Raw genomic sequence first — 12,590 nt, 5'->3', positions numbered from 1 at the left:
AGAGGTTGCGACAACGCCGCCGGACCGCTCCCCTAGGCCTTCGAACCCTCGGGGAGCCCTCTGGGATCCGCCTTGCTCCCGGAGGTCGCCGCGTGCAACACCCGCAGGGCGACCAAGAGGACGCCGATGTCATCCAGATAGACCGGGTCCGGGATCAGGTCGATCGGCGAGACCGTGTAGACCACCGCTGCCCAGAACAGGGCCTTGGACCGCAACGGGACACCGGCGTCCAGCAGCAGCCTCCGAGCCCGGAGGACGCGGACGAGCAGAACGGCCGCGAATCCCGCCACGACGAGCACGAGAACCACGGCCACGATGAGCCAGAGGGAGCTGTCCATGCTGCTCTCCTGCCCCGTAGTGGTCCAAGGCCGTGCGGTCGTGCGCGGCTGTTACAAGGCTACGACGTCGGGAGGACGTGCGGCCTCCAGCCGGAGCGACGGGTCCGGCAACTGCCCGGTCTCGGTGAGTGCGCTCGGTCACCCTTGCGGACGATGCCGACTCTCTTGGGGCAGGGTCACGGTGACCGTCAGGCCCCCGTCGGGCCGGGGGCGGGCGGTCACGTCGCCACCGTGGGCGCGGGCGACCGAGCGGACGATGGACAGGCCGAGGCCGGCGCCCTTGGCGGTGACGAGGCGCTCGGTGTCGAGGCGGCGGAACGGCTCGAACAGAGTGGGGAGCTCATAGGACGGTACTTCGGGGCCGGTGTTGCTCACCTCGGTCTCGGCCCGGCCGTCCTCAAGGGTGCGGCTTGTGACCTGTACCCATCCGCCGTCGTCGGTGTTGTGCCGGATGCCGTTCTCCACGAGGTTCTGGACGATCCGTTCGAGCAGCAGGGCGTCCCCGGTGGTGGGGGCCGGGCCCGCGTCCTCGTGCACGGTGATCCCGGTCTTCTCGGCTTCGGGGGCTCTCTGGGCGGTCACATGGGTGACCACGTCGGCGAGGTCGACATTCTGCCGATCGGGGATGTGGTTCTCCGAGCCGGCCAGCAGGAGCAGTCCGCTGATGAGACGCTCGTGCCGGTCGTTGATCTCCAGGAAGTCCTCGCCGAGACGTTTCACGTCAGGGGAGGCTGTCTTGCGGTGCATGGCCAGTTCGACGAGGGCGCGGCCCACGGTCAGCGGGGTGCGCAGTTCGTGCGAAGCGTTGGCCACGAAGCGACGCTGCCCGTCGAAGGAGCGGTCGAGTCGTTCGACCATGAGATCGAAGCTGTCGGCGAGGTCCTTCACCTCGTCGTCGCGACCGTCGAGCGCGATGCGCTCGTGCAGGCCGCGGTCGGCGGCGGGCGCGGAGGCGATGCGGCGGGCGGTGTCGGTGACCCGGTGCAGGGGAACGAGTACCCGCCCGGCGATGAGCCAGCCGAAGCCCGCCGCGACGCCGCCGACGAGGGTCAGCGCGAGACCCCCCTGGGTGATGAGCGAGGCGGTGGCGGCGTCGTGCAGTCTCTTCTGCTCGTCGGCTACCCAATTGAGGCTGTCGGACGGGGTGTTCTGCGGCGAGGACGCGCTGCCGCCGGAGTCCGTATGGACGCTGAGGTCCCCGCCCCGGTCGAGCTGCTGGGCGAACAGGACGTAGGTGACGCCGAGGAGCACGATGCCGGCGGCGAAGAACAGGCCGCCGTAGACCAAGGTGAGCCGGGCGCGCAGGGTGATGCGGCGCTTCTCCATGCAGCGCTTCTCCATGCGGCGCTTCTTCATGGGATCCGGTACCCCACGCCCGTGAGGGTTTCGATGACCGGCGGGTCGCCGAGTTTGCGGCGCAGCTTGAGTACGGTGAGGCGGACGGCCCCAATGAAGCTCGGGGAAGGCAAAGGGCTTGGTCAGGTAGTCGTCCGCACCGAGGGAGAGACCGGCCACGCGGTCGGTGACTTCGCCGGCCGCGGTCAGCATCAGCAGTCGCGCCTGGCTGCCGGAGGCGACGAGGTGGGCGCAGACGTCGTCGCCGTGCACCAGGGGCAGGTCCCGGTCCAGGATGATGACGTCGTAGTCGTTGACGTCGGCCCGCTCCAGTGCCGCGGCGCCGTCGTAGGCGACGTCGACCGCGTGGGTTTCCTGCCGGATCCATTCCGCGATCGCGTCGGCAAGCAGCCGCTCGTCCTCCGCCACCAGGAGCCGCATCCGTTGCCGTCCTTCCCTCGGGGCCGCCGCCTGTCCGGCGGGCGGTGACTTCTCGTGCCCATAGTCGTCCACGGGGTCGTTTCCTCCTTGTAAGCGATCGTCGACCGCGTTCTTCGAGGGCGACGGTTCGGCCGGGGAAACAGTGAGGTAACGGCACCACGGGTTGCATCCCTTCCGTCGGTCGGCACCCGCCGGCCCCTCGGCAAGGAGACGCCTCACATGCCTCGTACACGAACCCCCGCCCTGTTCCGGGCCCTGCCATGGGCCGCCCTGGCCCTGACCCTCACCGCTTGCGGGTCCGGGGCCGACGGTGGTGGCGGGGTGACCTCCGCGAACGGCGGTACCAAGAGCGCGACGAGCAGCGCCGCTCCCGGCCTGAGCCGGGACGAGACGAACGTGAGGTACGCGCGGTGCCTCCGGCAGCAGGGACTGGACGTGGCGGACCCCAAGCCCGGTCAGGGCATCGGGCTCTCCATCGACGGTTCGAACAAGGAGAAGGCGGACAAGGCCATGGAGGCATGCCGCTCGGTCGCGCCGCCGGCACCGGCCGACCAGAGCGACTCCAAGGACCGCAAGGCCATGCTCGACCTCGCGCGGTGCATGCGCGAGAACGGCGTGGCGGACTTCGCCGATCCCAAGGAGGGCCAGGGCATCGACATCGGCCCCGCACAGGCCGAGGACCCGGACTTCGGGAACGCCTGGAAGAAATGCGGCGGCGCCCAGGGCGAGCGCGAGCAGGCGGGGAGCGCCCAGTGACGGTCGCGCACTCCGATGAACCCTTCGACGAGCAGCAGGCGGACCCGCCACCCCGGCGCGGCCGTCGGCGACACCGTACGCGACGCGCCACGAAGATGACGGCCGCCCTCCTCGTTCTGACCGCGGCCGGCGCGGGAACGGCAGCCGTCCTCACCCCGGACGGCAGCGGCAGGGCCGGAGGCAGGTCGACGAACGGGCTCCCCCGGCGACGGCCGAAGTGCTCCGGCAGACACTCAAGGACACCAGGAGCGCCGACGCCCGGCTCGGTTTCGGCAGGGAGCGGACCGCGGTGGGCCGGCTTCCGGGCACGCTCACCCGACTTCCCGCGTCGGGCGCGGAGATCACTCGCGGCAAGGCCCTGTACGCGGTGGACAACCAGCCCGTCGTGGTGTTGTACGGATCGCTCCCGGCCTACCGCGCCTTGGCGAAGGGCTCCGAGGGACCCGATGTCAGGCAACTAGAGGAGAACCTCGCCGCGCTCGGCTACACCGGATTCGCACCCGACGAGGAGTACACCGACGCCACGGCGAGAGCCGTACGGCGGTGGCAGGACGATCTCGGCCTGAAGGAGACCGGGACAGTGGAGCCCGGCCGGGTCCTGTTCACCGCCGGCGCGATCCGTGTCGCGGGTCTGGAGGCCGAGCTGGGGGATCAGACAGGACCGGGCCGGAAGCTGCTCTCGTACACCGGCACGGCCAGGGCGGTCACGGCGGAACTGGACATCTCTGACCGGCGGTTGGCCAAGCAGGGCACCGCCGTCCAGGTCACGCTCCCGGACGGGGCCGCGGTCCAGGGGTCGATCGGCGGGGTTTCCACGGTGTCCAAGCCTGCGGAGGGGCAGAAGAAGGCAGAGACGAAGATCAAGGTGGTCGTCGGGCTGACGGACGCCCGGGCCCGCGAGGCCGTCCGTGCGTACGACGAGGCGGGCGTCCACGTGACCTTCACCGCGGGCACACGCAAGGACGTCCTCACCGTGCCCGTCGCCGCGCTGCTGGCCCTCGCCGAGGGCGGCTTCGGGGTGGAACTGGTAGAGGGGTCGACCTCGACGTACGTCCCCGTCACCACAGGGCTGTTCGCCGACGGCCGGGTGGAGATCTCCGGCAGCGGCATCGCCCGGGGCGCCAAGGCGGGGATGCCCAAGTGATCACCCTCACGAATGTGAGCAAGACCTACCCCGGCGCGGTGACCGCCCTCGACGGGGTCTCCCTGGCCATCGGTCCCGGTGAACTCGCCGCCATCGTCGGCCCCTCCGGCACCGGCAAGTCGACGATGCTGAACCTGCTCGGCACCCTGGACCGGCCCACCACCGGTCGCGTACACGTCGCCGGACACGACGTCGGCGCGTTGTCCGACACCGAGCTGTCTGCCCTGCGCGCCTCGCGGATCGGATTCGTCTTCCAGCAGTTCCACCTCTCCGCAGGCACCTCGGCCCTGGACAATGTGGCCGACGGGCTCCTCTACCGTGGGCTTCGTCCGGCGGAGCGCCGACGCCGCGCGGCGAAGATGCTCGAACGCGTCGGCCTCGGCCACCGCATGGACCACCACCCGAACGAGCTGTCCGGCGGCGAGCGCCAGCGCGTCGCCATCGCCCGCGCGGTGGCCGGCGACCCGACGCTGCTGCTCGCCGACGAACCGACCGGCGCTCTGGACTCCGTGTCCGGGCAGACGGTGATGCGGCTCCTGCGCGAACTCCACTCCTCCGGCACCACCGTCGTGATCATCACTCACGACCGAGAGCTCGCCGCGTCCCTGCCCCGCCAGGTGCGCATGCGCGACGGCCGGGTCATCGACGACGCAGGCCGACAGGAAGCCCCCATGGAAGCCCCGGTAGGGCAGGTGAGCCGATGACCACCGACATCCTGCGGCCGGCCCGCATGAGGCCCGGCGACGTGGTCAGGGTCGGCGCCGTCGGCCTGCGGACCCGCCCGACGCGAGCCGTGCTCTCCGCGCTGGGCATCGCCATCGGCATCGCCGCGATGGTCGCCGTGGTCGGGGTCTCCTCGTCCTCCCGCGCCGAGCTCGACCGCGCCCTGGCCACCCTCGGGACCAACCTGCTCACCGTGGCCCCGGGCGACACCTTGACCGGTGGCACGGCCCGACTCCCGGCCACCACGGAAGGAATGATCTCGCGTGTCCGGCCGGTGACCTCCACATCGGCCATCGGCAAGCTCCCCGGCGCCGACGTCTTCCGCACCGAGAAGATCCCCGAGACGGAGAACGGCGGCATCACCACGTACGCGGTACGGACGAGCCTCCCGGCCGCCACCGGGGCCGGGCTGCGCAGCGGCACCTGGCTCAACGCGGCGACCGGCAGGCATCCGGCGACCGTGCTCGGGACCGAGGCCGCTGAACGGCTGGGCGTCGGCGACGCCCGCCCGGACACCCGCGTACTGATCGGCGCGCGGTGGTTCACCGTCATCGGCATCCTCGAACCGGTCGCCCTTGCCCCGGAGTTGGACTCGGCGGCCCTCGTCGGCTGGCCGGTCGCCGAGACCGTGCTGGGCTTCGACGGCCGGCCCACCCGCGTCGACGTGCGCAGCACGGACGCCGACGTGGAAGCGGTCCGATCCGTCCTCGGCGCCACAGCCAATCCCCAGGCGCCGAACGAGGTCAAGGTCTCGCGGCCGTCCGAAGCCCTGGTCGCCAAGCAGGCCGCGAGCAAGGCTTTCACCGGCCTCCTCCTCGGTCTCGGCGCGGTGGCTCTGCTCGTCGGCGGCGTCGGCGTGGCGAACACGATGGTCATCTCGGTCCTGGAGCGCCGCGCCGAGATCGGCCTGCGCCGCTCCCTCGGCGCCACCCGGGGACACATCCGCAGCCAGTTCCTCGCCGAATCCCTGCTGCTGTCCGCGCTGGGCGGGGCGAGCGGCGCACTTCTGGGAGCCGTCGTCACCACCGGGTACGCCCTCTCCCAGGACTGGCCGGCGGTGATACCCCCCTGGGCGGTCCTCGGCGGTATCGCCGCAACCCTGGCCATCGGTACCCTGGCCGGCCTCTACCCGGCCGTCCGCGCTTCCCGACTCTCGCCCACGGAGGCCCTGGCCACCCCCTGACCAGGCAAAAGGCCTGCCGCCTCATCGTGCGCGTCCTGGGAAATGACCACCGAGCAGTGCCGAGGCCGCACGGCGCGGGGTCTCCGCCATCTTGGTGGAGACCCCGAGCTGTCGTGTGTGCCGAGGGCCATTCCGAAGAGTCCGTGCTCCTCCGGGGAAAGCCCCAGCCTCACGTAACGCTCGGCTGCATCAACTTCCGGCCCGCGGTGCTTCCGCCGTCCACGGTGATCGACGCACCCGTCATGTAGGGGAAGTCGTCGGACGCGAGCCCGAGCACCGCGCGCGCGATCTCTTCGGCTTCGGCCATCCGTTCGAGGCCGTCGACGTTGAGCGGTCCCCACGCCTGCTTGTACTTCAGCCAATCCGCGTCCGGGATTCCCGGCGGGCGGACGAAGGGAGTATCGGTGGTGCCGGGCAGCAGGGCGTTGAGCCTGATTCCCTTGGGTCCGTACGCGAGGGCTGCGGACTTCACGATGCCCTGCACCGCCCGCTTGCTTGCGGTGTACGCGGCGCCGTTCGGCCGCGCCTGTTCGGCCGCTGATGACGAGGTGCAGATGATGACGCCGCGCTGCGCCTTGAGCATGTGCGGAATCTCGTACTTGATCGCGAGGAACACTCCCCGGGCGTTGGTGGCCTGGACGTCATCCCACTCCTCGACGCTCATCTCATGGGGTAGTCTGCCGCCGCCGATGCCGGCGTTGTTGAAGGCGACGTCGATGCCGCCGTAACGGCTCGCGACTCGGTCCACGAAGCCGCGAACTTGGGCGTCCACGCGGACATCGGCCGCGATGTACGTGGCTTCGCCGCCCGCGTCCCGGATCTCGCGTTCCACCTGGCGCCCCAACTCGGCTCGCCTGCCACAGAATCCGACATGGGCGCCCTCAAGGGCGAACGCCTTCGCCGCCGCCCTGCCTATGCCGGATGTGCCACCCGTGATGAGCACGGACTTTCCCTGGAAGCGGCCGGCCTTGGTGCGGGACCTCGACTGGGTGCCGGTCGCGTGGGCGGCGGTGCCGAAGGCCACGCTCCCCAGCCCCAGAGCGGCCGCACCACCGAGGAGGGACCGCCGCCCCATGGCGGTGGATTCTGCGTCTGCGTTGGCGCTCGTGGCCGTATGCGCGTTGGTATCCATGACGCTCACTCTCGCCGCCCGACCCGGGTTCCCGACTCCCTCCACGGGCCGGACATCGCGGCCGGTGGGAGGAGGTGGCCTCCTCCCATGGCAGGACCCGGGCGCACAGGCGTCCGCCTATCGTGGGGGTGTGAACAGAGCTTGGATTGAGCCTGCGTTCGACAGAAGATTCGCCGGCACGCGGATCCTGGCGCTTGCCGGCGTCATGGTCGGCTATCTCCTGCTGCTGCAGCGGCCGTCCGGGGCACGAGACTGGGGCCTCGCCGCAGCCGGGCTCCTGCTGTGCCTGGCCGCGGGGAAATGGGTGTTCGGCGCGCTCCTGGCGCAGTCGGGCCTGCTCGTTGCCGCACACACGCTGGGCGCGAGCATCGTTCCTTCGTTGAAGGTACTGGCCGCCGTCACTCTCTTCGAGCTGGCGGTACAGCAGTCAGGACGCCGCCTCGCCGCCGGAGCGACGGGCCTGGCACTTGCCGTCGCCGTGAACCGCTTCGAAGACCTGCCCGGCGAACTCCTGCCGGTGCTCTACAAGATGGGTGTCGTCGCAGGCCTGCCCCTGCTCCTGGGCGCGTACGTACGCGTGACCCGCGACGCTGCGGTGCATGCCCGTCGACACGCGGAACAGCAGGAACTCCGTGCCGAACAACAGCTGCTGGCCGCCCGCGCGGCGGAGCGCACCACCATCGCGCGCGAGTTGCACGACCTCGTGGCCCACCACGTCTCCTCCATGGTGCTGCGCGTCGGTGTTGCCCGGCATGTCACCGCAGCCACCAGCACCACCGACCCGCGGATCACCGAAGTCCTCGACGACCTGCACTCCAGTGCCGGCGCGGCACTGACCGATCTGCGGCGCCTGGTCGCCGTACTGCGAGCCCCGGCCCGGACCGGTCCCGACACCGGCTCCCTGGTCGAGCCCGGAGCTCTGCCGGCGGCTTTGGAGTCGGTGGTGGAACACAGCCGCCAGACCGGCCTGACCGTAACCGCTTCCGTGGATCCCCGCGCCGCGCGGCTCGACGCGGTACGTGGCCTCGCGGTCCTCCGCCTGGCCCAGGAGGGCCTGGCCAACGCCGCCAAGCACGGCGGGCCCGGCGCACACGCCGAGCTGGCCGTGCGGGTGGCCGACGACGCCGTTCACGTGACGATCCACGACGACGGCGCCGGAAGGGCCCGGCCACCGGCCTCCGGCCCTTCCGGACACGGCTTGATCGGCATGCGTGAACGCGTGGACCTGCTCGGCGGCCGGCTGGATGCGGGCCCCGCCGCTCAGGGCTGGCGGCTCACGGCCGAACTTCCCGCCTTCGCACCCGCCATGGAGCCCCAGCCGTGATCCGCATGCTCGTCGTCGACGACCAGCAGCTCGTCCGTATGGGACTGCGCATGCTCTTCGAGCAGGCGCAGGACATCGAGACCGTGGGCGAGGCGGACAACGGCGCGGAGGCGGTACGACTGGCGGAACGCCTGACTCCCGACGTCGTCCTCATGGACTTGAGAATGCCCGGCATGGACGGCATCACGGCCACCCGCCGCATCGTGACCGCACGCCCTGCCACCCGGGTCGTCGCCCTCACCACGTTTGACGACGACGACCATCTGTATCCGGTGCTCGCGGCCGGAGCCTGCGGTTTCCTCGTCAAGGACACCCCACCGGCCGAACTCCTGGAGGCCGTACGCCGTGCCGCCAACGGAGAGGCCCCCTTCAGCCGGGACGTCCTTGACCGCCTCGTCGCCCAGGCTCTCCACACCCGTTCCTCCTCGGACACTCCTACGGACATCCCGGTGCCGGCCATCACCCCGCGCGAGCGAGAGGTGCTCGGACTGCTCGGGGTAGGCCTGTCCAACAAGGAGATCGCCGACAGGCTGCATCTCGGGGTTACCACGGTGAAGACGCACGTGGCCAGCCTGATGGCGAAGACGGGCCGGGACAACCGCATCCGTCTCGCTGTTCTCGCCGTCCTCACCGGCATCACGCCGAAGTGAGCCGCCGGCCGTAGAAGGTGATGTAGAAGGCGTGGAGAGCGGGGCGCTGACCTGCGCGGATCGTTGCGATAGCGGTCCTGGCCCGGGGCTTTGCAGCTTTCCCGGGCTTTCTTGGTGGCGCTGTTCTTCGCGGTCGGTCCTCCCCAGCGGCAGTTCGTTTGTCGTAACGGGTCGCGACAGCGCGAGAGTTCTCGAGACGGTTGATGGTCCGTTCGACCTCGTTGCGGCGCCTGTAGCGGTGAGAGTCGAAGCCGGTTGGTCTTCCGCCCGCACTGCCTTTGCGTCGACGATGGGCGCGTTGGCCCTTCGGTTTCGGGATGGTGTGCTTTGGCGGCGCAGCGCAAGGATCTTCGTACCGTCCTCCAGCAAAACCTCGACGTCGGCCCGGCGGTCGCGGTCCTCCGTGCATTGCTCCAGCCGCACCCGGGCGACCCCGGGCCTCGTCCGCGCCCAGGCCGCCAGTGTGTGCTCGGTCGTGATGTGCCAGACCGTCTCCGGACCGTGGCCGCCGGCTGGGGCCCGCCCGGGCGGGTGGGCGAAGTGCCGGCGGACCCTTGGAAGCAGGAGAAGCACACCAGCTGGCCCGTGCCGCCGTACCCGAGCCGCTTCCAGCGCTCCGGCGGTCCCTCGGCGATGTGCACCTCCCGCCGGGTCTCCAGGTCGAAGCCGACCACGAGTACGTCGTTCTGCACCGGGCCTCCCCTTCGGGGCGAGGCAGCCCCGGCGACTGCGGACGGGGCGGCCCTGGTCGTCGAACCCGCGCGAGCCTACGTCTGGGTGAGTGCGGACAACAGTCTGGAGGCCGGCCGCCTGCTCGCCGCCGCGAGGGGCCCGGCCTCCACCACCGCGTGCACTGTCCACCTCACCGGTCCGGTCGACCCGACCCGGCGTCCGCGACCTCGAAGCCGCACCGCGGCGCGTGCAACGGCCCGCTGTGGCCCGGCCCGGCAGTGTCAGCTTCGGGCCTTGGCCTCCTGCATGGCGGCCAGTCGACGGACGTAGCCGGCGGCGACGACCGCCGCCGGCACAACCAGCACGTGCAGAACCAGGGTGAGCCAGGTTTCCGGGTTGAACTCGTACTCGTAGTAGTACGAGTAGCAGCAGCTCGCTCCCGCCGGGGGTGATTCGCTGAGGGTCCTCCGGTCGAGGAGGGCGGTCCACGGAGTCAGCACGAGCGGCCCGGCCACGAGGGCGAACAGGCAGGCGGCCCACCAGCCTTGCAGCAGACGGGGCGCCGGGGCTGTGCCGTGGCCGGGTGGGCTGGAGGCATGCCAGACGTCGTTGGCGATCTGCTTGGGCAGGAAGAGATTCGCGACAGGGATGACCCATCCCACCACCGCCATGTACGGGCGGTAGCGCAGCCGGCCGGGCGCGAACTGTTCGGCGGCGGCGCGCACCCGGGTGAACCAGATGAGCCAGCTGACCGCCAGCGCTGTGCTGAAGAGGAGTTGGGCGGCGAACAGGGCGTGGAACGGAATGCTGTTCCACCGCTCCACGTCAGCGATGTTCTCCCAGGCGTCGTCCCATTCCGGGTAGAGATTTTCCTCCTGCCTGCGCCCTGGGACGGTAGCGAAGACGATGAGCTGGTGGACGGCTGAGAGTGCGGAGGCAAGGGCCGAGAGTCCGAGCAGCCAGTAGACGGCGGCTCGGTACCCGTCGGCCGGTTCCGTCCTGCCGCGCGCGCGGCGGCGTTCGTCGACCAGCCGGGACGGCGGCTCATCCGCAGGGCCGGCCTGGTGGGGCAGGACTGCCCGGTCTGCCTGGGCGGCGGCAGTGGGCGGGTGCAGCGGCCGGGTCGGACCCTCAACTGTCGCCTCGGCGGCAGGGTCCGCGTCGAGCGGGGCGTCCGCGACTGGACCCATCCGGGTGTGGGGGTCCTCCTGGTCGAGGAGTTGGACGGCCTCTTGTCCGAGCCGGGTCAGTACCTCCAGCGGCAGCCAGGGTCCCAGCGAGCGGTACTGCGTCTCCTGCCGTTCCCGGAGCTCGGCCAGCGTCGGCCGATCGGCCGGATCCTTGGCCAGACAGGCCGCTGTCAGCTCACGCAGCGGCTCGGGCACTCCTGTGAGGTCCGGTGCCTCGTGCACCACCCGGTACATCAGGGCGTGGGCCTGGCCCTCCTCCGCATTGAAGGGGAGCCGTCCGGAGGCGGCGAAGGCCAGGACGGTGCCCAGCGAGAAGATGTCGCTCGCCTCGGTCAGCCGCTCGCCGCGGATCTGCTCCGGTGACATGAAGCCGGGCGACCCGATCACCACCCCGGTGCTGGTCAGGCCGCCGGTGGTGGAATTCAGAGCGCGGGCGATGCCGAAGTCGATGACCTTCGGCCCGTCGATGGTCACCATGACGTTCGACGGCTTCAGATCACGGTGGACGAGACCGGCGGCATGTATGTCACCCAGAGCCCGGCACAATCCGGAGGCCAGGCCGCGCACCGAATGCTCTGGCAGCGGCCCGTTCTGCTCTGCGACCACCTGTTGCAGGGTCGGACCGGCAACGTACGCCGTGGCGACCCAGGGCAGTGCTGCCTCCGGGTCGGCCGCAAGCACGGCGGCGGTCCAGTCCCCGCCGACCTGCTGTGCCACGGCGGTCTCCTTGGCGAACCGACGGCGGAAGTCCGGGGCCGCCGCCAGCTCGGCGCGGATGGTCTTCACCGCCACCATCCGGCCCCGCGGTGACCGGGCCAGATAGACCACCCCCATGCCGCCTTCCCCGAGCCGGCCAAGGAGTCGGTAGTCGGCGACCCGGTCGGGGTCCTGTTCCTGCAAAGGCTGCACGACAACTAGCTCCCCTGGAAGGCCACTTCGGTCGATCAAGACTAGCTAGGACTCAGGGTGCTTGTGACGAGCTCACGGCATGGCTACATCCGGAGGAGGGCGCCAGCAGGCCCTCCGCCGGTCGAGGTCAGCGCCTCTATTGGCCTGAAGAACCGGACATGGGCGCGAAGGAAGGGGCCTGACCGGCTGAGTCCGGTGGAGCCCGTTCCAGATCAGGAATATGCCGGTGGCCGGTTCGTGCGTGCCTCTGGCGTAGCCGACCGGCCCGGTGGCAGGGTGAACCACAAGCGGCCCCCGCAGCCCGACTCCTGCGGTGCATGGCCGCCGGCCCGGCCCCGCGGGGGCCGGGCCGCGCCCGCCTCCCGGCTCCCCACGGGAGGCCACAGGCGCGCACAGCCACCCGGTTCACCACGTAGGGGCGGGGCGGTACCGCCTGCCACCGGTACGGGCCCGGCGGGGCCGGCGGAGGGGAGCGGCGGACATGGCCATGATCGAGACCAAGAATCGTCTGCCGCAGTGCTCCCGCTGCCGCGGGGACCTCGTCATCAGTGCGGTCGCGCCGGTGGACGATGCCCGCGGGCGCCCGGTCCACCTGGAGCTGTGCCCGGCCTGCGACACCGGCGACACCGAGCGGCCCGCAGCTGCCGATGCCCCGTCTCTGCTGCGGTGCGGGTCCCGGTCCGGTGCGGGCCGAGGACCCAGACTCTGCAGCCCCGTCGGCCCTGTCGGAATGCCGACTAGGGCCGGTTACCAGGTACGGACATATCCGTAACTATCACCCGCGCGGGGCACG

11 protein-coding genes and 2 pseudogenes are annotated in these 12,590 nt (G+C 70.9%); 7 read left to right on the top strand and 6 right to left on the bottom strand.

All coding sequences use genetic code 11. The features are described from left to right. Positions 1-32 precede the first annotated feature (32 nt). From OG357_RS01940 to OG357_RS01930, 3 genes and pseudogenes are all read right to left on the bottom strand, one after another. Entirely contained in the window at positions 33-338 is a 306-nt protein-coding gene (locus tag OG357_RS01940; protein ID WP_329619413.1) for a YkvA family protein, read from the bottom strand. 138 nt (positions 339-476) lie between these two features. After that, positions 477-1,694: a sensor histidine kinase gene (locus OG357_RS01935; protein ID WP_443066788.1), complete on the bottom strand. Its 1,218-nt coding sequence runs from the start codon at positions 1,692-1,694 to the stop codon at positions 477-479. Positions 1,695-1,790: 96 nt separating this feature from the next. Then, a pseudogene (locus OG357_RS01930) lies at positions 1,791-2,114 on the bottom strand (response regulator); the annotation flags it as partial. Positions 2,115-2,333: 219 nt separating this feature from the next. On the opposite strand from OG357_RS01930, the gene OG357_RS01925 reads away from it, so the two are divergent. From OG357_RS01925 to OG357_RS01910, 4 genes are all read left to right on the top strand, one after another. Then, positions 2,334-2,870: a hypothetical protein gene (locus OG357_RS01925; protein WP_329619412.1), complete on the top strand. Its 537-nt coding sequence runs from the start codon at positions 2,334-2,336 to the stop codon at positions 2,868-2,870. A gap of 217 nt (positions 2,871-3,087) precedes the next feature. Then, a complete protein-coding gene (locus OG357_RS01920) occupies positions 3,088-4,014 on the top strand; it encodes a peptidoglycan-binding domain-containing protein (protein ID WP_329619411.1) in 927 nt (308 codons plus the stop codon). Next, a complete protein-coding gene (locus OG357_RS01915; RefSeq protein ID WP_329619410.1) occupies positions 4,011-4,718 on the top strand; it encodes an ABC transporter ATP-binding protein in 708 nt (235 codons plus the stop codon). Before OG357_RS01920 ends, OG357_RS01915 begins: the two co-directional genes overlap by 4 nt. Then, on the top strand, positions 4,715-5,920 hold the full coding sequence (locus tag OG357_RS01910) for an ABC transporter permease (RefSeq protein WP_329619409.1): 1,206 nt from the start codon (positions 4,715-4,717) through the stop codon (positions 5,918-5,920). Before OG357_RS01915 ends, OG357_RS01910 begins: the two co-directional genes overlap by 4 nt. A gap of 169 nt (positions 5,921-6,089) precedes the next feature. On the opposite strand, the gene OG357_RS01905 is transcribed toward OG357_RS01910, so the two are convergent. Further along, a complete protein-coding gene (locus OG357_RS01905; protein WP_329619408.1) occupies positions 6,090-6,944 on the bottom strand; it encodes an SDR family NAD(P)-dependent oxidoreductase in 855 nt (284 codons plus the stop codon). A gap of 238 nt (positions 6,945-7,182) precedes the next feature. On the opposite strand from OG357_RS01905, the gene OG357_RS01900 reads away from it, so the two are divergent. Both OG357_RS01900 and OG357_RS01895 read left to right on the top strand, forming a co-directional pair. Beyond that, positions 7,183-8,376, top strand: coding sequence for a sensor histidine kinase (locus OG357_RS01900; protein ID WP_329619407.1), 1,194 nt, complete (start codon positions 7,183-7,185; stop codon positions 8,374-8,376). Continuing rightward, a complete protein-coding gene (locus OG357_RS01895; protein WP_329619406.1) occupies positions 8,373-9,026 on the top strand; it encodes a response regulator transcription factor in 654 nt (217 codons plus the stop codon). Before OG357_RS01900 ends, OG357_RS01895 begins: the two co-directional genes overlap by 4 nt. Positions 9,027-9,180: 154 nt before the next feature. On the opposite strand, the pseudogene OG357_RS01890 reads toward OG357_RS01895, so the two are convergent. Next, positions 9,181-9,354: pseudogene (locus OG357_RS01890) on the bottom strand (IS5/IS1182 family transposase); the annotation flags it as partial. Between the two features lie 625 nt (positions 9,355-9,979). Further along, positions 9,980-11,797, bottom strand: coding sequence for a protein kinase domain-containing protein (locus tag OG357_RS01885; RefSeq protein WP_443066614.1), 1,818 nt, complete (start codon positions 11,795-11,797; stop codon positions 9,980-9,982). A gap of 481 nt (positions 11,798-12,278) precedes the next feature. Between OG357_RS01885 and OG357_RS01880 the strand changes: the two genes are divergently transcribed. Then, positions 12,279-12,569, top strand: a complete 291-nt coding sequence (locus OG357_RS01880) for a DUF6300 family protein (RefSeq protein ID WP_329619405.1) — start codon at positions 12,279-12,281, stop codon at positions 12,567-12,569. Positions 12,570-12,590 lie beyond the last annotated feature (21 nt).

The organism is Streptomyces sp. NBC_01255 (assembly GCF_036226445.1).
Lineage (GTDB): Bacteria > Actinomycetota > Actinomycetes > Streptomycetales > Streptomycetaceae > Streptomyces.
This window is presented reverse-complemented; position numbering and strand designations above follow the sequence as displayed.